This is a genomic window from Haloarcula sp. CBA1127, from assembly GCF_001485575.1.
Taxonomy (GTDB): Archaea; Halobacteriota; Halobacteria; order Halobacteriales; family Haloarculaceae; genus Haloarcula.
Genome location: NZ_BCNB01000007.1, coordinates 1 through 20,133, shown reverse-complemented (window position 1 = coordinate 20,133; position 20,133 = coordinate 1). Strand labels below are relative to the sequence as shown.

The following is a 20,133-nucleotide window of genomic DNA, read 5'->3' as shown; positions in this document are numbered from 1 at the left end:
CCTTCGGCGTCTGTTCTCGGTTCGTCAGTTGTGCGGTGTCTTGAGTTGTCATGTTCCTTAGTTTGATTTCTGAATTTCTTTGTAGAAACTGTGCAGCACCTTCACGACGACCAGTTTCACCACGAACAGGCCGCCGATGACCAGCGCAGTGTTCTGAGCGATCCCGGTCGGTATGAACGGGACACGCGGTGCAATCGAGAACGCCGTCACTGAGAACGCCGTGAACAGCGTCCCGAGTTGTGCCCAGAGCGTCCCGACCAGTGCGACCACCAGCGGGAGTTTGATGATGATGCCAACCAGCGCAGAGACGCCGGTTGCCTTCGCGAGCGGATGGCGAGATACTGTCTTGAGGAACTCTCGGACACCCATCAGCCGTCACCTCGTGCGAACTCGATGAGACGATACGCCCATTCCTGGACGAACGTCAGCACTGCATCCAGGACTGACCCAGCTACTGGGATCGCACCCAGGAGGTCCGTGACTGCTGGTCCGAACGCGACGATCGCCAGCACGATCGCGACGAACGTCGCCGTCCAGAGGAGCAACAACACGAGCGGCGCAGCGGGCCCGAACGCGACAGCGATGGAGACGAGGAACGACTGCCAACCCTCTGCCATCAGCGCCAGTCCGTCACCGAACATGGACACAGTCTCGGACAAGGACCCGCCAGCAGCGCTGATAGCATTCTCGACGATTCCGTAGCCGCTCTCGATGACACCCGCAATCTGGAACACGAGCGCCGCGACCGCGCCGATCACGTACTCAGTGATTCGGCGACTAATGAGCTCGTCCAGTTCGCTCGAGTCGAGTACCCTGTCGACGGCCTTGTCGACTAACGACTGTTCGCTCATAATCGCGATCGCGCCTCCGCAAGCACGAGTGCCATCAGCACGACGAACGCGAGCGCGCCGATGAACGCGAAGATTCCGAGGCCATCGATGAACCGTTCGGTCTGCTGGAATGCCGCATCGACAGCCACGCCGGGACTCTGGACCAGCAACCCGACGGCTTTCTCCATTACCGTCGCATACTCGCTGGCCGGGCCGATGATCCAGGACTGAAAGAACGTCCCAATGAGATCGGCGGCCGACGAGAAATACGCTGTCGAGATGGCACCCAGCGATGCCATCAGGACACTTTTCCAGTCAACCGAGGTCCCGCCGTCGGTCGTCAACGGATCCGTGGAGCCGTCGAGCAACCTCGCAGCGCGGCCGCTGTCACCACTCACTCGGCCTCACCTCCGCGTCTCGACGCCGACGGCCCCCGAACCATCACTCCTCGCCCTCCTCTGCTCCGACGAAGGGGAGCCATTCTGGCGCGTCGATGCCACCGGCCCCGGGGAAGATGTTCGACGTCGACTCTTCGCTGCGGGCCCGAGCAATGATGAGCGCGCCGAGGACCACCGAACCGATTGCGACAGCGAACGTCAACGGGCCAAACTGGGCCCAGATACCACTGCCAAGCGATGATGCAGACTCTGCTGCACCGGATTGGATGATGTTCGCGCCACCACCGAGGAACGAATCGATGAGGCCGCCGATCCCTTCGCCGAGCGCGAGCCCGGTGTTGATCGGGATATCGAAGAACGCCCCGATTGCGTCCGCTAACGACGCGAAGAACGCAATCACCGGCAGCAGTAGCGTCTTCGGGAGGATATTCGTCCAGTTACCGTTGGACACGTTCGCAATCTCCCTGAGCCGATCTGTCCACTTCCCCATCAGCGCTCACCTCCTGGCGGGGGTGTGGCGTCCGTCATCGGAATCACGCCCCTCGCGATGGCCCAATGAACGGAACGAGGCCTTTGACGTACGCCCAGAGACTGCCCAGCGTGGCCAGCGCGCCTCCAACAAGCGGGATGCTACCGAGGCCGCCACCGCTACCGCCGGGACCCATCACGGCGGCCCCAGCGGTCGCGAAGGCATTCTTGGTGTTCTTGAACTCGTTCTCCTGCAACTGGAGATTGAGAACGACGTAGTTCGTCTGGCCCGGCTGGAGCGTGTCGTCGACGGTGACGTTCGCGCCCTGTGAGCTGAACGAGGACGTGATGTCCGTCCAAGAGCTGATGTTCTTCGGCGCTGTGTCACCCACACCTTCGGCGTAGCTGACCTCGATGTACCGGTCGGCGAGGAACGCCTGCGTCTGGGTTGTTTTGACGTCCGCGTACGACAGTTCGTACGCTGATGGGAGGCCGGTCGGCATGTAGATCGTCGCCGTCCCGTAGTACCCGGGTCGCTGGTCGGTCTGGTTGAATTCGGTCACGATTTCGTCAGCATCACGGTCGCTCCGGTTGCTGGCGAAGTCAATCGTGAGGTCGTGGATGGTTCCTTTCTGGAACGTCTGCCCCATCGAATCCAGCGAGGTGATCGACACAGCGCCCGGCGACGAGATCTCCAAGATGTCCGACTCCTCGAGCTCGCTGTCGCCGTCCGTGTCTTCCAGCTGGGTTCCGAGGTCCCAGGTTGACATCTTCTGGACGTTCACCGCCGCGACGGAGACATCCGCGTCAGCATCGGCGATGACGATTTCCGTCTTCTCGATGTTGTCGAAGGTGCCGTCACCGGCTGCAACGAGTTCCATATCGCCAAGCTGGCGCTGGAACACGTAGCCCTCGCCCGCGCTTCCGATGAGGTCCTCGCCGGAGCTCCGGGAGGCGTTCACCTCGGCGACGTAGTAGTCACCGTTTTCGTCGACGACTCTCACGTCGACGGTAGCGGCGGTGTCAAGCTGGTTGACGTCCATCGCGACCTGCAGATATCGCTTCTTCTCGTCACTCGTGACCGAGAAGTTCGAATAGGTCGCCGTGGCCGTATCGCCCGACCCCATCGAGCCACCCGTTGCGATGTTCACCGCGTCGACGCCGGGTGCGGTCTCAACGTCGCTCGCGGAGAGGGCCGTGTTCGTCGTGTCGCTGACTGTGGTCGACCACTCGCTCGCGTCGAGCGCACTCGCCGAGTTGTCGGATTCGGCGCTCTTCCGTGGGAAGACGCCGTAGTCAGCGACCTCGATGTCCGTCGCGACGAACGAGTACGGGTTGTCGACCGACTCGTTCACATGCGAAGGATGGGCGACGAGCTCGCCGTTGTTGTTCTCGTACTGGATAGGATCCCAGCTGACGTTATACGACTGGATCGTGACCTCGCCAGAGGTAGTTGTGTCCGCTACGGGCGTTCCGCTCTGCTGGGCCGCCACCGTGCCGGTCCCGGCGACTGCCGAGACGACCAGTAAGACGACCAGAAACAGCGAGCGGGCTGCTGTGAATGGTTTGTTAGTCATTTGAATTGTGTGCCCGTCGTCGGGTGGGCGATCCCCTGGTTGTCTGCCTGTACGTCTGAAAAGTCGAACAACTCCGCATCGCGCAGTTCGCGGATGTACTCACGGAACGCATCGGACATCCGGATGTCTGGTAGGTCAGACATCGTCACCCCACGCGAGCATGAATCCTGACAGGAGGATACTCAGTGAGAGGAGACCAGCGACCGCCGTCATCGCCGGCGAAGCCGCCACCGATTGCCTAGCGGTGGCCAGCACGAAGAAAAACCCAAAACCGAGGTTGATCCCGGCGACAGCCGCCCCAGCAAACGAGTTGGTGAGCCGGTCTGCAGCCGTTGCCAGGGACTCATCGACACTGTCCCAGCCATCGCGGATTCGGGTGATAGTCTGGGTCATGAGCGATCACTCCAGGCCGACCGAGAGCCGATGTAGCCCAGGAACGCGCCACCGGCCAGGGCCGCAAATCCTGTCATACTGGAGCCGGTCCCGAACAGGGCACCTCCAGCGACGTGGAGGACGCCAGCGACGACGAGTGCCCACCGAGAGATTTCTTCCGGCAATGCGAATCCTCGCATTTCGACTTCAGTTCGCTCGATCCCAGCCCCGTCTGTGACGAGGTCGTCTTCGGGGCCGTCGTGGTAGGAGACGTCGACGTCGGCGGGTATCTGGACGGCCGGTGTCTCGCCATCGAGATCGGCCAGAATCTGGCCATCCAGTCGTGAGGCAGAGATGGCGTGTTCCTGGCCGTGCTGACGGACTGCAACCTCTCCGTCAGTCATGCCGACTCTCCTGGCGCAGCGCGGATCTGGTTGTCATCGATGTGTGTCCCCACAGCGAGAACGATTCCACCGAGAACGCTTGCTGAGAGAGTCACCGCGACGGCTATCTCAATCACGCCCCACCTCCAGCCAGTTCTGCAGTGGACAGGTCGCGGCTTGCTCCAGCTGCCTCTTTTCGGTCTCGCGCGCGTCGCTGCTCGTCGATGTTTTTCCAATCAGTCCACCACCGATCTTCGGGATTTACCCCGCTATCAGGTGGTATACCGTCGCTTTCTGTTTGTCCCATGATTTGAGTCCTCATGGCCGCGGCCAAGCCGCGGACGCGTGGCGGGTGATTGGGACATTAAAAAGACGACCCGATTCTCACAATGTTCTGTCAGTATCTGTAATTCTGAGTAATGGCTGTGTTAGGGTCTGTAATGGTGTTGTAATGTATTGTAATGGTCTAGGCCGATGCATTTATTCTAGTTACTCAACAACGATTTGGTATGTCGAGGACAGCAATGATGGGGCGTGGAGTGGTTCTGCGTGGAGGATTCTCACTCTACTTGAGCATTGACGAGGAGTGGCGGGAGGTTGCTGGATTGGACGTCGACGATACCTGTCGACTGGGGATCGAGGAGATCGGCGATTCATCGCTGACAGTCGCTCTGTTCATCGGCGACGATTATGACGAGGTCGAGGACCCTCCAGGGCAGTTCGATATCGATCCAGTGGATATCAAGACAGACGTCCAGTGGTGTCTCCCACAGTCGCTCTGTTCATCGGCGACGATTATGACGAGGTCGAGGACCCTCCAGGGCAGTTCGATATCGATCCAGTGGATATCAAGACAGACGTCCAGTGGTGTCTCCCTCCGATATTCGGAGGGAGTTCGGCATCTCTGAGGATTTCTCGTATAATGCTGAGTTTCTCGGAGAGGGGGAGATCCACTACGAGATCGTGTCGCCGACCGCTCGCGATGATCGTCTCCTTGCATGACCGAATACGACGAATCCGCGGCTGGCGATAACTCGGGGGAAATGTAGAATGTCAACATGGACCGGAGGATTCTGTTGATGAGTGATTCGTTCACTCCCGTCGAAGCGCGGAAGGTGCAAGAGATAGGTTCGGGCGACACCCTACATATCTCAATACCAAAAAGTACGGCGGAGAATCTTGACATATCGGCGGGTGACGCACTCGCTCCTGTCGTGCAAGATGGGTTACTCGTGTTCGTTCCGATGGGTAATATTTGAATGAACGAGAGGTTCAGCTGTCCCGAATCGTTTTGTATTCAAGAGTTCCGGCCGGATGAAATGAAAGCACATCTCGAATGGGACCACGGTTATTCTGAGTGGAAGGCCGAGCGTCGGGTCGAGAAGGTAATTAAATAGTAACCGAGAATCGTACTGGAGCAGTCGGTATTGTCACAGACTTTCCCAAGATGGCATTTTTAAAGAGTTGGATCGTCCAGGACGTCCTCGTCAACGAGCTTACTCAGAATCTCGTCATCGTCCATCTCGGCAAGCCTCTCAGCTCCGAGTAAGAGTAGCAGCGGGCGTCGATGACGGTTAGTGTCGAGATCCACACCATGAGTGGCCTCGACCTCCGCAAACGTGCCAACAGTCAGCCGGTTGACCTCCTTACGAAGGTCGTCACGAAGGTAGTAGGTATCGTGCCGGCGTTCCGTTACCGGCTGTTCTTCTGGTCTCTGTTGTCTCTGTGACTTCTGTGATTCCTGTTGTTCCACAGATTCGCTATCCGCGGACCCAGTCTGTTGTTCCTGTGATGTCTGTTGGCTCTGTGACTTCTGTGATTCCTGTTGTTCCTGTGAGTCATCACGGCGTTGACGGCGGTCGTGATTTCGTGAGCCAATTCGTGCAGCGCGGTCCATGTCTTTCTCGGTGTCGGTGTCGTCACTCATTGAAGAAGTCCTCCACGTGTTTCGCGGCGTCGGTAAAGCGGTCAGTCATATCGTTGCCTGGCTCGTACTCGAATAGTGTTACGCCGGCGTCGAACGAGTACTGCAGGGCCACGCGTTCGCGGATCTCGATGAGTGGAGTCTCCGCAAATGCCGCGTCAAACCACTCCAGCATTTCCTTGGCCTCGTTCGTCGACGCACGGATGCGATTGGCAACTGCGAGCGCGGGGATACAACGTACGTCAGTCTCACGTTCCATCGCGTCGAGTTCGTCGTAGAGGAGTTCGACAGCGCGCTGAGACGTGCCCTCGGCAAGTGCTGGGATGACGACGTTCGGAGCCGCGTAGAGGCAGTTGTCTAGGATTTCGCCGTAGTACGGCGGCGAGTCGACGATGACGTAGTCATAGTCATCCTCGACCTCGCGGAGCACTTTGTCAAGCTGGTAGCGAGCGTGCGGCAGGTCCTCGTCGAGACAGGTGTCCTCCAGGAGCGTCCCGCTCTGGATTACCGATGTGGCGTCGACGCCACGGTCCTGAAGGTCTGCAGCAACGTCGGCGAGTGTGAGGTCGCGTTCTGTGTTGAGGAGATCAACGTTGCTGGGCAGGAGGTCCATCTCGGGATGATCCAAGAGAAGCTCCTGGGCCAGGTGTCTGCGGTCGCCGGCGAGTAGTGTGTCGGCCAGCGTCGGTGGTTCTGCGTCGTAGGCCTCCGCGTGTCCCAGACCCTCGGTTGCGACCCCCTGCGGGTCCATATCAACGAGTAGAACGTCGTGGTCGCGATCATTCAGCGCGCCGGCGAGGTTGATGGCAACAGTCGTCTTGCCAACCCCTCCTTTCGCACTTGCGACGGTGAGTCTATGTGTCATCTGTTTTCCCTGTTGTCTCTGTGGTCTCTGTGACCTATGTTGTGTCTGTGGTCCCTATGGTAAATAAATGTCTGTCAGACGCCCGACTGACAAGGACACAGATTGGTCGAGGGGTGAGTTTCGGTATAGCGGTATGCAGTTTACGGCTTATCGGGTCAAAATCGGGGGCATGTGTGTTGCCGACGTTTTCTCACTCAGAAACCTGCACACCAAAACCTATCAGTATAGAGAACGAATTACTGTCGTACGAGAAAACGGCATTCTTAGATTCGGTCCAACACTGAGGAACCCGCTTGTCAGGGCCGAATCACGCAAGAAACTCAAACAATGTCCAGAACAACCGACACGCCGCGCTACTCAACGATGAGCCTCACCGAATGCGAAGCGTTCTACCACGATGAAATCAAGCCGGAGATGCGGGCCGACGGCCTCGATCCCCGGACGGAAACCCCTCCCTATGCGTGGCTGAAAGACCGCTACGCGGGCTTTGTTGGTCACCTCTCCCGGAAGTTAGACCTCTCACCCGGCGAGTTCTATGAGGAGATCGGGGTCCCTCCCAAGGACCCACCGACCGAGGAACCCTTCGGGTTCGTCGAAGACGATGCGACCCAGGAAGCGCTGGATAATTATTTGGAGGAGCTCGCAACCCGCCAGGGCCGCGCCGAAGCCACCGTCAACACGCGGCGGTCTGTGCTCCGGAAATACGTACGCGTTTACCAGAACGTCCACGGGGAAGACGACCTCCTCACCGGCATCTGTGAGGGGTCAAGAGCCGAAGAGAAAGACCGTGTCGCCGATACCTTCGACGTGCTCCGACGGCAAGAAGATGCGCTGAATACGCACGCCTCGAAGCTCAAATACGTCCAGGAAGTCCGGCAGTTCTACCAACACCAAGTCGACTTCGGGGCTGCCGATTTTGACCCGACCTACCGTCTAGAAAAACGGATGGGGTGGGACTCAGAACCGGAGTGGGATAACCCTGCCCTCGAGGCCGACCAAGTCCGCGTGCTCCACGCTGCTGCAGAAACCGACGAGGACCGTCTGCTCGTCATCGCTGTCTGTGGCTGGGGTCTGCGTCCGAGCGAAGCCGCAGCGCTGCGCGTAGGGCAGCTCGTCCTCGGTGCAGGAGACGAAGAAGGCGGCCCCCACATCGAGTTCGAAGAAGGTGAACGGAAGAACGGGCCGGGGAGCGTCTCACTGCTGACGGGACTAGATGCCGTCGACGAACGTCTCGACGACCTGGCCAATCGCGACGGCTGGAACGGGTTTCTGTTTCCGTCCTCACGCTCGAGGAGCGGCCACATCTCCACGTCGACCATTCGTCGCCGGTTCCAGAGCCTCGCTGAAGAGGCCGACGTTACTGTCGACGGCGAGCGTCCGACCCCGAAGCTCGGGCGACGGTTCTGGTACACGACCTACGGGGATGCTGTCCGGCGTGTCGCCGAGCGCTTTGCCGACGTGGCCGAGGAGCAGGGTTCCACTGACGAGGGTGTCGTTCTCGATAACTACCTCTCCGAAGCCGAGCAGCGCCGTCATCGGCGTCAAGAGATGCGTGACGAGTTAGAGGGGTTGTTCAATTGATCCACTATCAGCTACACGTTGTCATCTAATTCCAAGAGCTGCCGGAGGACCAGTCCGTCGAGCTCGTAGAGTCGCTCCGCGATCGGGCTGTCTCCGTTCAGCTGGTATCGGGTACTCGGGCCGGTTTCTCGCGTCTCTTCGACGATACCGAGGTCAATCAGGAACTCCAGGTGGTCGTAGGTGGTGGACCGTGCGATGCCCGCCTGCCGAGACACCTCTGAAATCGAGAGGTCGTTTTCCCGCTCGTCGACGAATACGCTCAGGAGCTTTGCCCGGGCTGGTTTTCCGAATAGTTCGACGAGCGGTGTTCCGTCGGCGAACGCCTCACTGTCAGTGGTTTCGGCTGCCATCTCTGTTAGGTAATCAGATGGGGATCTACTTAAGCGTTGTTCTATCAAAACAACCCTGTTGTAACAAGACAACATCTTTAAGTAGGTGTAGCCTCAATACAACAGTACAGAAAGATGGAAGACAAAGAAATCCGAAACCGAATCGTTCGAAAAATGCTCCGAAATCAGGTCGTAGGCGGTCACAAGAAGCAGATTGACACCGTCGTCAACATGACGCTTCCGTCTCACGAGCAAGGACACGGGCGAGACCTGCTCGAAGACATGGTCTCCGACCCAGATGCTCCGATTGAAGGTTACGGCGGTGGACACCGACAGAACGTCCGTCTTACCAGCGTCGAAGACGCTGTGGACTATCTGAAATCCAACGACGGCGACGTGCCCTTCGGGTTCGACTAACAGTCGTTGTGGATACGATATTTCTATTTGAAAAGTTGTAACCAAATTCGGGGAGGGTATATAATGTCAAGATGTCTCAATATCAAGCTCAGTCAGCACACCGAGATATTCACGGGAACCATCAGGATTGACTTTATGTAGGTCAATTTCGATTACGTCGGATTTGAAAGGCTGAAGGTGATATTTTTGTCCATCTTCTGAGAAAACAATGGTTTTTGGATCTACGAATGCCCCACCATCAACCTGCTCAGATACCTCTGCTTTGAGAGAAGTTTCCTTATTTAACTCACCCTGTGTCCTCTGTGATTGCAACCGAATCTGATCACCGGTTGAAAGGTCAATGTACTTTTCTGTTATTTCTGGTTTTTCCATAGGTGTTCTTTTCTACAGCGAGTTTGTTTTATGTGTGATTATATTTTTTTACGGAGTAGACTTTTCGAGGGATATTTGCGTCGTCGTCGGATCCGGATCACAGCCCAGAATGACTGGTTTGGGGGGTTGGTAACGCACTGATTCAGCACCATCAGTCAGTTTTTCGAGCGTGGTTCCCTGCAGGTGAGCGAGCAGCGACAACAACGGAGCGGTGTCGCGGTGGATCTCCAACCACTCGTCGAGGCGATCGCCGCCAGTCACCGCGAGCGTCAGCTCATCACCGAAGTCGATATCGCGATGACCTATTCGGTAGATTGTCTCCACGATAACGGCCATTTCGTCGGAGAATGCCGGTCCGTAGGCGTCTATGTCCACATCAGGGGTAGGGGTTGCAGTCCTCGGATCGGCCTCCTCGCCGTCGAATGGGAGGCAAATCCGCCATTCCGTCGCTCGACCGGTCCCGAGATCCTCGCGCTGGATCACGCCGGCGGCCTCGAGATCGGCAAAGTACGTCTCGTTGTTACGAAGCGTCTGTGTTGAGACGTTCAGGAGGTCTGCAAGGTCGCCCGTCGCCAGCGGTTCATCGACATCGAGCAGTTTCATCACTGCTGCCGAGACCGACCGAGGTCCGAAATCGGGCAGGAGTTCGTCGACGTTCAGCTCCGACAGTGCGTAGCGGATGTCTCCAGGAGTAAGATTCCGCGGCCGATCGGCTTCTCCACCGAGATGATAGACAGCTCGCGCCGCAGCGAAAACGTCGCTGGTCAGCGCGTGGAGAATCGACACCGTCTCTCGGGTCGGTTTCAGTGATTTGAGGGATAGTTGTCGAGACAGGGCAGTCGCGACGGTTTCCCGTCGGTCACCGTCGACGATACTGAGATCCAGCATGAATGCTGAGAATCCGTCGGCCTCGTCCTGCAGGTCCAGATGATCGTCGAGGTCTTGGAGATCTCCCCGGAGCGAGTCGACGGTGGGCCCGGCCAGGACCCAGCTGCCGGTTACATCTCCGACCGGGTCAGCTGCGTCAACGTCAGGCGTCGCGAGCAGTTGCGACCGCTTATCCACGCGGTCCTCGTAGAGGACGCGATACGCGGAATAGAGCCCGTAGCGGCTGGAGACCGCTGTCTGGGTCGCAATCATCTTCGCAATGTGACCTCGACGACAGGCATTCGAGACGGCCCAGTCGGGGACCTTGATGACTCGGGTGATGTCGATGCCGATCATATCGTAGATGCGGGAGACAGTTCCCAAGAGACCGTGTGCGTTCCGTGCCAGCATGGACAGGCTACTGTTCTCGTCGTTGTCCTCTTGGACATCGATGTCGGAGGTCATCGACAGCAGTTCATCGCGAGCTCGCCGAAGGCGTGACTGGAGGCCCTTCGCATCGGCGTCCTCGTTCCGCAGCCATCCGAGACAGCCGCCGTCCCGGAGGAGATACGGGTCAGAAACCGGCAGCCCGTCGAGGCCGTCGCGATCTGGGCCGCCGGCCAGCCGATTCGTCGTTAAGACCTGCTGAAACGCCGGTTCCGAGAGTAACGCAGCACAGAGACGGACTAGCGTGTGGGCCTGGTGGCCTGCTGCTTCGACCTCGACGACGGCCTCGTCGCGCTCCTGGAGGTACGACCAGGCGACGCCTCGCGAGTCGCCAGTCGAATCGACAGGACGATTGCAGAGGGCGATCTCCCCGGTATCGGCCGCCGAGACGGCTGCATCGTGTTGATAGCCATCGAGATATGACACATCCGGCGCGGTGCTGGAGCCGCCGCGGGTGGCCGTTGCGGCCTCGCTGGCAGGCCGGTCCCCCATCCCTCCCTCGCCGGTTGGGGAGTACACGGAACTGTCGTGGTTTTTTGGGGGTCGCTCACGGTGGCATCATCGGACCGCTGGCTGGTATCCACTCCATGCTGCTCTACGTCAGTACGTCCCGACCCGCCAGTAGACGGGGCAGACGATGTTTCGAGGGAGTAGTCCGGGTGTTCGTCCAAGAGAGCATACCCTGCCGGCAGGAGGCGAACAGTGCGCTCCTGTGAGGAGCCGTAGGACTCCACGAGGTCAGCATCGGCCATCCGCTTCACCCACGCACGCAGGGCTTCGCGAGAGGACCACTCCAGGAGCGTGTGGTTCTGCAGGTTATCGTAGGTCAGTTGCTCTCTGTCAGCGTCTGCGACAGCGTAGAGGCGACGCCAGTCGTCGTGGCTTGCCCCTCGGTCGGCTAGGAGGTCGCGCACGTGTCGCCGGCGCTCTGCTGTCCGAGTCGACACGGAGTCGGACCCATGTAGGCGCGACTCCAGGGAGTGAGTAACGCTGGCCGGCAGGACCTCATCAAACTCGGAGAGGAGATGACGCTGGACTCGGGGAGTCGCGTTCGTCAGGACGATCTCGACGCCGGCAGACAGTTCGACGAGGAACTCAACCAGACTCGAGCGCTGAGTTCGTGCAAGATCCCACAGCTCACGCACGTCGACGGCGAGCGTTGGGTGGACATCGGCAGCCTCGAGGATCGCGATCGGGCCGTCCAGAACATCATCCAGCGTTGAGTGTTGACCGACAGATGTGGTTCCGCCGAGCTGGCGAGACACTTCCAGCAGCCGGAACCACTGCATCTGGGAGTCGACTGCCTGAGCAGCCAGCGTCGCGTAGTGATGTTCATCACTAACGCCGGGTATCTCGTCTGTGAGCGCCGTGACACCGCACTCTTGGACCAGTTTCGCCCGCCGCTCCCCACGAGGCACGTCTTCGAGGAGCTGGCGTAGCGCTGTCAAGAGCGTATTAGAGAGCTGGGTATCCGGGTTCCAAAGAGCTCGATTGAGAGCCGTCGGGCTGGAGACGGCGTCCGGACCGAGTGAAAGGCTTGCTGCAGAGTCTATCGACCCCTCAGAGCGAACATCGAATCTCGTCATTCTCTTCGTTGACGACAGTCTAACGGCTATCTGGCGACGCGAGCAGGCCGAACAACAGCGTAGAGATGACTCTCTCTGTTCGGGCACAACGCTTATTCCATATCAGCAAGAAGCAGTAGGTGAGAACCACAGTCAGCAGTCTCACCTTTTCAGCCGGGGTCGTTGGCGCGACCCCGGCGTCCTGCCTCTCACCGATTAGCGGTGAGTGTTTTCTCTGTGCTTGATGTTGATTCGGTTTGGTCGCACCTGTGTTAAATACGTCGGCTGTGTTGATTATTCTCGTCAGACGAACGTCAGACGGCGACGGGATGGTCATTGTGCGACCTCCGCACTGACCTGCATCCGCAGGCGTTCGGTCGCACTCTCGCTGCGGGAGTGGGCCTCGAGGACGATCACGTCGATGACGTCACCGGAACGGGGCCAGGCTTCGACCACCGCGACGAGGTCGCCGTCGGAGACCGTCGACCGGTCGACAGCCCCGTAGAGGTCACGAATAAGCGCCCACGGGCTGTCGAGTGCATCCTTTGCGTCGGCTTCGTCTTCCGGGTGCCACTCCAGCACAGAGCCGTTCTGGTTGCGGCGGGCTCGGACCCGCAGGCGGACTGGTTCAGACATCAGTCTGCCCCCGCATCGCATCTCTGGCAGCTGCGGACCAGTTGTGACAGTCGAAACACTGCGTGGCGTGTGGTTCGTCGCGAGACTCTGGCGCGCCGCTATACCACTCTTTCTCGACAGCTTCAGAATCAAATGATTCCCCACACATCGTCCTCCCGGCAATCCATTCAAAACAGATGCCGGAATGGCCGTTGTCGAGATTGACCGCCCAGCCGGTCGGCGTGAGCGTTTGGTTCACTTGAGCGTCAGTCATCTTGGACCACGCTCCGCGAAGAGCCGACCGCAGTGACTGCCGACCAGTAACTGTCGATTGCGTCAATGAGATCCATATCCTCGGCCGACGGCTGGAACTCGCAGCCGTTGCAGGATTTGGCACCGCCAAAGATTTGCGACCAGCTTCGGGCACCGCACTCTGGGCAGGCCGGTGGGACCCCGTCCGTACGGTCGCGCATCTCAGCCCAAAGGGTCTGTCGTCGGTCCCACGCCGCGTCGCGCACGGTCGCAGTCCCAGAGGCAAGTTGTTCGCAGATTTCGGACCACTCAGCGACGAGTGCGGGCTTCGATAGGTCTTCGACAGGCCGGTCAGTGATTTCGTGTTTGACCGTCATGCGAAATCACCCAGTCCAGTGGGCCGGGGCTTCCGTTCAGTGTCCATCCGGGCTTTCGAGACGGTCCCGATAGGGTAGTCATCATTCGCGTAGCCGTGCAGCTGGTCAACGACGGTCTCGAATGGTCCAAACGCCGCGGCAACTGGTTTTTGCTCCTGGCACTTCCAGGTGTAATTGTAACACCAGAACGCGAGGTCACCGGCCTCGACGGTCACGAACATCGGATTCGGATTTGAATCGATCCGAACTGCGCGACTGTTCGGGTTCTCCCAGAGCAGTTTCAGCGCTCGTTCGGCGTGGTGGTTGCACTCCGTTGCGTCCGGTCGGAGATCTTCTCGGTCGGGGACAGTCATCGGCCAGTATTCACCTCCGAGAGATCGCCCGCGAGCATCGCTCCCTGTTCGGTCAGCCCGTAGATGCGACCTTTCCTGACCGATTCGGAGACTTTCAGTTCGACATGGCCTTTCTCTCTGAGCTCCTGGATCGCCCGGGAGATGTGCGCAATATCTCGGTCGGTAGCCTTCGCGATGGTCGACGGCGTCGACGGGCTGTCGCGAAGCGTTTCCATGACGGCGATGCGGTTGTCGCTTGAGACGATATAGGCCAATTTGTCGTAGTTGAGACTCATTCTGAATCACTCTCTGCAGGTTCCTCGGTGTCACTACCGACGACAACAGCGTCGTCAGCTGACGGCCAGCGTGGAGCGACAACATCGGGATCGTCCAGATCCACACCGTACGTGTGGCCCGTCATCGGTCGCCCGACCAGCGTCCGGAGAGCCGGCCGTAGGTCGTCGACGAGGTCTTGTTGCTCCTGGACGCTGAGGTCCTCACCGTGATCGATGGCGAGAGCGACATGTCGGTCGGCATCCGTCGACGACTCGCCGCCGATCAACAGCTGGTCTCCGTTGTCCTCGAGCGTGACCACGAGATCGTCGCCGGCGTCGACGCTGGAGTCGCGGCTGTGCGTCGCCATCACGCCGCACCTCCAGGACCAGTCTGGTTCTGCTGCGTTTCGGGACAGTGAAACCGGAGATGGACAGCCAGACTTTGCTGCTCATCGAGTTCTTTATGGCAGCGCTTGCACTCGGTGGCCGACACGGTGTTCGTGTCTGGGTTCCGCTTGATAGCCATCTCAGACACCTCCAGCGGTCCGGTCCGCGAGATCGTCTAGGGCATCGACGGCCGGCCCCGTCTCGACAGTCGCACAGACCGTGCCGTTCTCTTGGTTCCAGCGCACCAGTTCAGTGTCGTCCAGCTTCGAGACGTGCGTCTGATACAGTGACACGTACACGCGCTTGCGCTGTTGGGACTGGAGCTGGTCGCGGTCAGTGCCGACCTCCGCCGCAGCGACGATCTCCGCGAGGTCGGTGAGGTCGAGTCGGCCGTATTCGTTCACCGTCCGGAGGCACTGCCGGCGGCGTTCGGACTGGGCGACGTCCAGCAGGGCGTCGAACGGGACGCTCACTGCCGGCGGCTCGGGTTCCGGGTCAGGCTCGTCGCTGGAGAGGAGGCGTTTCAGCATGGGCACAGCCCTCCGTTGTTTAGGAACGTGATAGAGCCAGTAAGCGCTCTATTCGGTCTCGAAACGTCGATTCCTTTTTTGCGGTGTGGGTCTTGTTTAATCATGGGTTTCCGCCCATAGCGGCGTCCGCGTGGTAGCGCGGGCGTCGCAGGAACTTCTGCGAGCCATCTGACGCCGCGTGAGTCACTCGTGTAATTAGGTTCTCTGCACTTATACGTTTGGGAGTATTCACTTTCATTTGTTGGAGATGGTAAGCACTCTATAAAATAACAATTACTATCATCTTGGGTGTTCTTACTGCTAATACAGGAGCCACCCGTGGGTTTCAAATCCGAAGTGACCAACTTTGGGTGCATATGCGCCCGGTGTATGGTATGAAAGAGGCCGACAGACCGATACTGACTGTTCTGTATCGGTCCACGTACCCGCAACGGGCGAGTTCTATCCGTTGGATTCTTAAGGAGTACTTTGATATCTCCGTCCCAGAATCGACGTACTATCGGCGTCTGAAGCATCTCAAGTACGCGCAACTGATTGAAAAGCAAGAGCAATACTACTCTATCACAGACCTTGGGGAACGGCTGCTTGATGAAGATCTGACTGACGATGAGGTTGCTAAAGTCACGCAGCGACTCCAAGAAGGCCCGCCAGATGATGATTCGTAGCGAGTAATCCGAACCGCAGACACTGGCTGCAAGTACCTGGAGTCCGCACGCTGACGGTACACTTCGATAACGGGGTGTTCGATAGCCGATACCACGCTGCTTTTGAGAGACTGACGCCTGTCTGTGCATGGGTTGCGGTTGCTCCTGAATCCATCCGCTGACGGACCGCGACCCCGCGCCGGGACCTGTTAGAGGCAGGTCCCCCGATGGCGCGAGGTGATCTACTGCTGCATACAGTGCTTACCGACGGGTAGGAGGCTATTAAGACCCCCTTGCATTTCCGCGAGACCAAGTACCTGTGATGTGAGCCTTTTTAATGGCAGATGGTCTAAGTCGAATAACATGAGTGGGTCGTCGGGGGATAGTGGTTCTAAAGATCCCGAAGAACATGATATCGAATCATTGCGACTGTCTCAAGAGGAAGCGCGGGCCGTTTTAGACCATCAGATAGAATCATTCAGACGGATCGACGACAAAGCTGCCAAGACTTTTCGACTGAATGGCCTCCTGTTAGGTCTTATCCTGACAGCAGTCTCGTTGCTTGCAAGATCCCAGAGTCTGAACCTCAATGTCTTCATCAACAATTGGACACTGGCAGGGATTGTATTATTACTAATTTCATTCATTCTTGCTATAATTACGTACACCGTTACAGATGTCAACACGGGACTGAATGGCAACGACATTAATAGACTAATAGACAGAAAGTATCCTGAGAAGGATTGGTTGATTCTCTTGCTTCGTAGCGAAGCTGCGTGGATGAGAGAGAATGAAGACCGCCAGGATACCAATGCGACGCTACTTAGCGCAAGCCACCTGTGTCTAATTTTTGGTGTGGTGTTTCTGGCTATCGGTGCAGCGATTCCGTATTTATAAAACTGCACACTTTTATCAATCTACAAACCGACATACAAATATGAGCTACCAAGAACGCGTTGAGGAGGAAGATCTCCTTGAGGGGCAGCGTATATTTAATGGCCCGCGGAAGTTAGGTGAGTTCCTGTTTGGTAGCCCTGATGAAAATTCGTCAGATGAAGAGTCGGGATAACCACTTTCACCCCGCTATCTGAACGTTTTTACCCTGGCCTGCACAATCATTACATATGAGTGGTGACGAAGACAGTAGCTCCGATTCTGAAGGCTCCGACGCTGAGTCAGAGCCGTTGTTAGAAGGACAGATCATAACGAACAGCAAGGACGAAAGCGATTCCGACAAGGAGCAAGGCGATGACTAACGACGGTGACGACGGTGACGAAAATGAAGTGAGGTTAGACGTTGAAACAGAGAGCTTGCTTGATGGGCAGACGATCCAGGCAAGCGATGATGAAGAAGAAAAAGAAGGTCTGTATCAAGCGACTGAATTCGACGAAGAATGACGTGTGGCCGCGGTTGAAAGGGTAGTCAGGTAGCGCGAATCCTGAACTCCAATTCTGATTTGACCTCAGTATCACAGACTTGGTACTCCCGGTGTCGGTTCTCTCCGAGGACCTCAATCATGTCGTACGCTTCCAACTTCGAGAGCTTATTCCGTCGCGCTCGCTCGCCGATCGGCGTCTGTTCGGTACTTTGATACAGAGACTCGGCTGTCCGCTCGTAGGTATCATGCAGTTCCGAGGAGGTGAGTGGCCCGTGTCGCCGCACGATTTCGTAGACCACGTGATGATGATACGGAAGCGATGCGAGATGCTCCTGGCGGAGTCGCTGGTCTGCCCGGTCCAGTGAATCATCGATATCCTCGCTACGGATTTCGCGATGGCGGCGGTCGTGTGCCAGCTCGGCGGCGGCCCGCAAGGCGAAGATTGCTCGCCGGGCTTTCCCAGCAGTCATATCGGCGAGCGTCCGCAGCTGGTCCTCATCGATCACGCCGGGCTCGAGGCCGACCTGCCGTCGTTCCTCAAGGATATCCGCGAGTTCGTCGACGCCGTAGGTCCCCAGTTCAACGATGTTGCCGACGAACCGATGCCGAATCGAGTCGTCGACATGCGAGAGCCACCCGTCATCATCGTGGCAGACGACGACCATCGAGAGTCCGTCGACATCGGCAAGCCGACCCAGTGCGTCAGTGAACGGGAGATCGTCGGCCTCGTCGAGGACCACAATGGTCGGCTCGTCGACGCGCTCCTGGAGCTCAAGACAGAGATCTTCGCGAGGCATTGTCGAGTGCGGATCGGGTCCCGGAAGGTCTTCGAGGACGGTACGGACGATACCGGCCGTTGACTTGCCCAGGCAGCCGATACGTGCGTGTTGTACGGCGGTACGCTGTGTGAGGTGATTGAGTGCGTACCGAGCGAGAATCGTCTTGCCGACGCCTTGAGGACCGTGAATCAACACATCATCAGCCTGCTGACCGCGGACTGCCGGCTCAAACGCATTCGTCACGAAGTCCATCTCGGCTTCGCGATGGCGGAGACGACGAGGAAAATACGTGTCGTCAAAAACCTGCGTTTTAGTTATCATTCTGTCTTTGCTGAGGATATACGACTATTTAAATGGACCTTGTATTTCCGGGAGCAGAGAATCTATCCCGAGTGCGGTTCGCCTAAGCGATAATCGAGTACACAGGGAAGTGAAAGTCACCTCCCCGCAGATGCTTGGAACATGTGTGTGTACTACCCGTCGGGTGATATAATTCACGCCACATATGAGTAGGACCAAAACTAGCCTTAGAGCAGCCCATAGTCTCTATTTCGGGACAGAAACCCGAATACATAGCGGGGAAGAGAACCGACAGATCAGAACGCCCCATTATAACATTCGAAACAGGAGGTGGTGCCTCTACTTCTAAGTATGTGGTTGAGAGAGTTCCCCACATGCCCCACGAGACGACCGCTGAATTAGAAGACTACGCCCGCAGAACCGTGAATGAGTCTCTGCGGACAATAGCTATCTTGTACGAAGATGGCTGCGAAGTAGTCTATCTCCGGGATAATCTCAAAGACAAGTACTCAAAAGAAGAGTACTACGCAGTTGCCGACACGTTTCGAGAGATTCCAGAACTGACAGAGTTGAAAACTGAAGACGCACCGCTGGGGAGCAAGCAGGCACTTGTCCACTACCACGAGAAGGCCTACGTCTTCCAATTCCCGCACGAACGATGCCACAGCATCCTGTTGAGTGTCGACCCAACCGTCGGATCACGCCTCAAATCGTTCATCAACGGCTGTCAGGATCATCTCTAAGCAGTAGACGGATGACAGCGGCAGCGGCGGTGTGTTCACTTGGGGTCAATCCGATCTAGTCTTTCTGCTCGCTCCTGGCCAACGTCATCGATTGCTTTGAGCTCCTCAACATCAGCAGCCACAAATTCCCCAACCGTGTCGAACTCGCGAGCGACGTTGCGGGATATCTCTTCGCCAATCCCGTGCTCGTCGTCGGCGAGGTCTCGAATCGTGCGGGCCCGACCGTCCACGAGGATTTCGAGCCGGTCCTCCAGTTCGTCCTCGTCGATCTCGTCGTCCAGATACAGTTGATGAACCTCGTCGACGGCCGTTTGCTCCGAGCCATCGTCCCACCAGTCGCCGAAGCGTTCGGCAACGGCCTCGTAGGCGTTCCCGAAGAGGATGACTAGTGCCGCACCGACCATCAGAATCCCGTCAACTTCCACGTCAGCCCACCTCCCGGTACTCCCGGACAAACACGCCGTCGACGGGCGTCGGGCACAGGTCCCAGGAGACGCGCTCTCCGGGCTCTGGGGCTCGGTCGGGACAAATCACGACGACCGGAGCCCACTCAGACATCGGCCGCGTCTCTCGCCAGGGCAGCCACTGGTCCAGCCGACTCGGTGCGTCGTCGTTCAAGACGACGACCGTATCCTCCCCAGCCAGCTGTTCCACGTCTTCGCCGGTCGCGTAGCCGGGGTAGCCGCCTCGGTCGCTGCTGTCCAGCACCTGAACTACCTCACCGCCGTTGACGAACATCATGACCCCTCCATGAGAGTGCAGCCGGCGGTCAGCTGGCGCTCGGCGAGCACGTCGGCTTCCCCATCGAGATTGACAGCGACAGCAGTCACCGTCGAGTTCGCTGGCACGTCAAATCCCCATGTCGTCGGCCCGTCAACCGTCATGGTAGCCGTCTCACTGCCAGCGACATCTATCAGAACACGGTCAGCGTCGGCAGGGTCAGTGTGGCCCCGGAGATGGCAGGTGTCCGGAGAGACGCTGTCAGCCCCGGAGAGTTCGACAGCTGGAGACGCACCAGTCTCCGGTGAGACAGCGCCCGCGGCACCCATCGCGAGCGCCACCGCGACAAGGCCCAGCACAACGATTCCCACCACGCCAGGATGTGGCACGAGGGTTCGCTTACTC

The 20,133-nt window shown here is 58.2% G+C and carries 34 protein-coding genes; 10 read left to right on the top strand and 24 right to left on the bottom strand.

Features of this window, described 5'->3' with window-relative positions; translation table 11 throughout:
• Window positions 1-57: 57 nt before the first annotated feature.
• The 8 genes from AV059_RS20360 to AV059_RS20330 are packed head-to-tail and all read right to left on the bottom strand — an operon-like array spanning window position 58 to window position 4,049.
• Window positions 58-369 (bottom strand): hypothetical protein, encoded by a 312-nt coding sequence (locus AV059_RS20360; protein ID WP_050037919.1) that lies wholly within the window; start codon window positions 367-369, stop codon window positions 58-60.
• Window positions 369-851 (bottom strand): hypothetical protein, encoded by a 483-nt coding sequence (locus AV059_RS20355; protein ID WP_058997740.1) that lies wholly within the window; start codon window positions 849-851, stop codon window positions 369-371. Before AV059_RS20355 ends, AV059_RS20360 begins: the two co-directional genes overlap by 1 nt.
• The gene (locus AV059_RS20350; RefSeq protein ID WP_058997738.1) at window positions 848-1,228 is read right to left on the bottom strand and encodes a hypothetical protein; all 381 of its coding nucleotides are present in this window, start codon (window positions 1,226-1,228) and stop codon (window positions 848-850) included. The genes AV059_RS20355 and AV059_RS20350 overlap by 4 nt, the downstream gene beginning before the upstream one ends.
• Window positions 1,229-1,271: 43 nt before the next feature.
• Complete coding sequence (locus tag AV059_RS20345; protein ID WP_050037916.1) at window positions 1,272-1,718, bottom strand: hypothetical protein; 447 nt, start codon at window positions 1,716-1,718, stop codon at window positions 1,272-1,274.
• Window positions 1,719-1,761: 43 nt separating this feature from the next.
• A complete protein-coding gene (locus AV059_RS20340) occupies window positions 1,762-3,273 on the bottom strand; it encodes a hypothetical protein (RefSeq protein WP_058997736.1) in 1,512 nt (503 codons plus the stop codon).
• Entirely contained in the window at window positions 3,270-3,416 is a 147-nt protein-coding gene (locus AV059_RS22165; RefSeq protein ID WP_154021055.1) for a hypothetical protein, read from the bottom strand. Before AV059_RS22165 ends, AV059_RS20340 begins: the two co-directional genes overlap by 4 nt.
• The gene (locus tag AV059_RS20335; protein WP_058997733.1) at window positions 3,409-3,666 is read right to left on the bottom strand and encodes a hypothetical protein; all 258 of its coding nucleotides are present in this window, start codon (window positions 3,664-3,666) and stop codon (window positions 3,409-3,411) included. The genes AV059_RS22165 and AV059_RS20335 overlap by 8 nt, the downstream gene beginning before the upstream one ends.
• On the bottom strand, window positions 3,663-4,049 hold the full coding sequence (locus tag AV059_RS20330) for a hypothetical protein (RefSeq protein ID WP_058997731.1): 387 nt from the start codon (window positions 4,047-4,049) through the stop codon (window positions 3,663-3,665). The genes AV059_RS20335 and AV059_RS20330 overlap by 4 nt, the downstream gene beginning before the upstream one ends.
• Window positions 4,050-4,537: 488 nt before the next feature.
• On the opposite strand from AV059_RS20330, the gene AV059_RS20325 reads away from it, so the two are divergent.
• Window positions 4,538-4,936, top strand: coding sequence for a hypothetical protein (locus AV059_RS20325; RefSeq protein WP_228841853.1), 399 nt, complete (start codon window positions 4,538-4,540; stop codon window positions 4,934-4,936).
• A 548-nt stretch (window positions 4,937-5,484) separates the two neighbouring features.
• Here AV059_RS20325 and AV059_RS20315 read toward each other — a convergent pair.
• Window positions 5,485-5,955 carry a hypothetical protein gene (locus AV059_RS20315; RefSeq protein WP_058997728.1) on the bottom strand — a complete coding sequence of 157 codons (471 nt, stop codon included), beginning with the start codon at window positions 5,953-5,955 and terminating at the stop codon, window positions 5,485-5,487.
• A complete protein-coding gene (locus AV059_RS20310; RefSeq protein WP_058997726.1) occupies window positions 5,948-6,817 on the bottom strand; it encodes a ParA family protein in 870 nt (289 codons plus the stop codon). The genes AV059_RS20315 and AV059_RS20310 overlap by 8 nt, the downstream gene beginning before the upstream one ends.
• A gap of 327 nt (window positions 6,818-7,144) precedes the next feature.
• Here AV059_RS20310 and AV059_RS20305 point away from each other — a divergent pair, with 327 nt between their 5' ends.
• Entirely contained in the window at window positions 7,145-8,398 is a 1,254-nt protein-coding gene (locus AV059_RS20305) for a tyrosine-type recombinase/integrase (RefSeq protein ID WP_058997724.1), read from the top strand.
• 11 nt (window positions 8,399-8,409) lie between these two features.
• Here AV059_RS20305 and AV059_RS20300 read toward each other — a convergent pair whose 3' ends face one another.
• Window positions 8,410-8,748: a winged helix-turn-helix domain-containing protein gene (locus AV059_RS20300; RefSeq protein ID WP_058997722.1), complete on the bottom strand. Its 339-nt coding sequence runs from the start codon at window positions 8,746-8,748 to the stop codon at window positions 8,410-8,412.
• Between the two features lie 114 nt (window positions 8,749-8,862).
• On the opposite strand from AV059_RS20300, the gene AV059_RS20295 reads away from it, so the two are divergent.
• The gene (locus AV059_RS20295) at window positions 8,863-9,144 is read left to right on the top strand and encodes a hypothetical protein (RefSeq protein WP_058997721.1); all 282 of its coding nucleotides are present in this window, start codon (window positions 8,863-8,865) and stop codon (window positions 9,142-9,144) included.
• Window positions 9,145-9,210: 66 nt separating this feature from the next.
• Here AV059_RS20295 and AV059_RS22160 read toward each other — a convergent pair whose 3' ends face one another.
• Both AV059_RS22160 and AV059_RS20290 read right to left on the bottom strand, forming a co-directional pair.
• On the bottom strand, window positions 9,211-9,516 hold the full coding sequence (locus AV059_RS22160) for a hypothetical protein (protein WP_154021054.1): 306 nt from the start codon (window positions 9,514-9,516) through the stop codon (window positions 9,211-9,213).
• Window positions 9,517-9,564: 48 nt separating this feature from the next.
• Window positions 9,565-11,349 carry a hypothetical protein gene (locus tag AV059_RS20290; RefSeq protein WP_228841852.1) on the bottom strand — a complete coding sequence of 595 codons (1,785 nt, stop codon included), beginning with the start codon at window positions 11,347-11,349 and terminating at the stop codon, window positions 9,565-9,567.
• A 461-nt stretch (window positions 11,350-11,810) separates the two neighbouring features.
• On the opposite strand from AV059_RS20290, the gene AV059_RS22845 reads away from it, so the two are divergent.
• Window positions 11,811-12,053 (top strand): hypothetical protein, encoded by a 243-nt coding sequence (locus AV059_RS22845; RefSeq protein WP_228841851.1) that lies wholly within the window; start codon window positions 11,811-11,813, stop codon window positions 12,051-12,053.
• A gap of 675 nt (window positions 12,054-12,728) precedes the next feature.
• Here the strand turns inward: AV059_RS22845 and AV059_RS20285 are convergent.
• The 7 genes from AV059_RS20285 to AV059_RS20255 form a co-directional block, all read right to left on the bottom strand.
• Window positions 12,729-13,031 carry a hypothetical protein gene (locus AV059_RS20285; RefSeq protein WP_228841850.1) on the bottom strand — a complete coding sequence of 101 codons (303 nt, stop codon included), beginning with the start codon at window positions 13,029-13,031 and terminating at the stop codon, window positions 12,729-12,731.
• Entirely contained in the window at window positions 13,024-13,284 is a 261-nt protein-coding gene (locus AV059_RS20280; protein WP_058997717.1) for a hypothetical protein, read from the bottom strand. The genes AV059_RS20285 and AV059_RS20280 overlap by 8 nt, the downstream gene beginning before the upstream one ends.
• Window positions 13,277-13,639, bottom strand: coding sequence for a hypothetical protein (locus AV059_RS20275; RefSeq protein ID WP_058997715.1), 363 nt, complete (start codon window positions 13,637-13,639; stop codon window positions 13,277-13,279). Before AV059_RS20275 ends, AV059_RS20280 begins: the two co-directional genes overlap by 8 nt.
• The gene (locus AV059_RS20270) at window positions 13,636-13,992 is read right to left on the bottom strand and encodes a hypothetical protein (protein ID WP_058997713.1); all 357 of its coding nucleotides are present in this window, start codon (window positions 13,990-13,992) and stop codon (window positions 13,636-13,638) included. The genes AV059_RS20275 and AV059_RS20270 overlap by 4 nt, the downstream gene beginning before the upstream one ends.
• Window positions 13,989-14,267, bottom strand: coding sequence for a winged helix DNA-binding protein (locus AV059_RS20265; protein ID WP_058997711.1), 279 nt, complete (start codon window positions 14,265-14,267; stop codon window positions 13,989-13,991). Before AV059_RS20265 ends, AV059_RS20270 begins: the two co-directional genes overlap by 4 nt.
• Window positions 14,264-14,614 carry a hypothetical protein gene (locus AV059_RS20260; RefSeq protein ID WP_058997709.1) on the bottom strand — a complete coding sequence of 117 codons (351 nt, stop codon included), beginning with the start codon at window positions 14,612-14,614 and terminating at the stop codon, window positions 14,264-14,266. Before AV059_RS20260 ends, AV059_RS20265 begins: the two co-directional genes overlap by 4 nt.
• Before the next feature lie 159 nt (window positions 14,615-14,773).
• Window positions 14,774-15,163, bottom strand: coding sequence for a hypothetical protein (locus AV059_RS20255; RefSeq protein ID WP_058997707.1), 390 nt, complete (start codon window positions 15,161-15,163; stop codon window positions 14,774-14,776).
• A 374-nt stretch (window positions 15,164-15,537) separates the two neighbouring features.
• On the opposite strand from AV059_RS20255, the gene AV059_RS20250 reads away from it, so the two are divergent.
• From AV059_RS20250 to AV059_RS22155, 5 genes are all read left to right on the top strand, one after another.
• Window positions 15,538-15,828 carry a hypothetical protein gene (locus tag AV059_RS20250; RefSeq protein ID WP_154021053.1) on the top strand — a complete coding sequence of 97 codons (291 nt, stop codon included), beginning with the start codon at window positions 15,538-15,540 and terminating at the stop codon, window positions 15,826-15,828.
• A gap of 342 nt (window positions 15,829-16,170) precedes the next feature.
• Window positions 16,171-16,704, top strand: coding sequence for a hypothetical protein (locus AV059_RS20245; RefSeq protein ID WP_058997703.1), 534 nt, complete (start codon window positions 16,171-16,173; stop codon window positions 16,702-16,704).
• 40 nt (window positions 16,705-16,744) lie between these two features.
• Window positions 16,745-16,876: a hypothetical protein gene (locus AV059_RS23050; RefSeq protein ID WP_255356216.1), complete on the top strand. Its 132-nt coding sequence runs from the start codon at window positions 16,745-16,747 to the stop codon at window positions 16,874-16,876.
• Window positions 16,877-16,931: 55 nt separating this feature from the next.
• Window positions 16,932-17,063 carry a hypothetical protein gene (locus AV059_RS23045; protein ID WP_255356215.1) on the top strand — a complete coding sequence of 44 codons (132 nt, stop codon included), beginning with the start codon at window positions 16,932-16,934 and terminating at the stop codon, window positions 17,061-17,063.
• Window positions 17,056-17,205: a hypothetical protein gene (locus AV059_RS22155; RefSeq protein WP_154021052.1), complete on the top strand. Its 150-nt coding sequence runs from the start codon at window positions 17,056-17,058 to the stop codon at window positions 17,203-17,205. Before AV059_RS23045 ends, AV059_RS22155 begins: the two co-directional genes overlap by 8 nt.
• A gap of 25 nt (window positions 17,206-17,230) precedes the next feature.
• Here AV059_RS22155 and AV059_RS20240 read toward each other — a convergent pair whose 3' ends face one another.
• Window positions 17,231-18,286: a Cdc6/Cdc18 family protein gene (locus tag AV059_RS20240; protein WP_058997701.1), complete on the bottom strand. Its 1,056-nt coding sequence runs from the start codon at window positions 18,284-18,286 to the stop codon at window positions 17,231-17,233.
• Window positions 18,287-18,639: 353 nt separating this feature from the next.
• On the opposite strand from AV059_RS20240, the gene AV059_RS20235 reads away from it, so the two are divergent.
• Entirely contained in the window at window positions 18,640-19,008 is a 369-nt protein-coding gene (locus tag AV059_RS20235) for a hypothetical protein (protein WP_058997699.1), read from the top strand.
• Window positions 19,009-19,043: 35 nt separating this feature from the next.
• Here AV059_RS20235 and AV059_RS20230 read toward each other — a convergent pair whose 3' ends face one another.
• From AV059_RS20230 to AV059_RS22570, 3 genes are all read right to left on the bottom strand, one after another.
• Window positions 19,044-19,433 carry a helix-hairpin-helix domain-containing protein gene (locus AV059_RS20230; RefSeq protein WP_058997698.1) on the bottom strand — a complete coding sequence of 130 codons (390 nt, stop codon included), beginning with the start codon at window positions 19,431-19,433 and terminating at the stop codon, window positions 19,044-19,046.
• 1 nt (window position 19,434) lies between these two features.
• On the bottom strand, window positions 19,435-19,749 hold the full coding sequence (locus AV059_RS20225; protein ID WP_154021051.1) for a hypothetical protein: 315 nt from the start codon (window positions 19,747-19,749) through the stop codon (window positions 19,435-19,437).
• Window positions 19,746-20,133 (bottom strand): hypothetical protein (locus AV059_RS22570; RefSeq protein WP_195156697.1); only part of this gene is annotated, 388 nt, incomplete at its 5' end. The genes AV059_RS20225 and AV059_RS22570, both read right to left, overlap by 4 nt.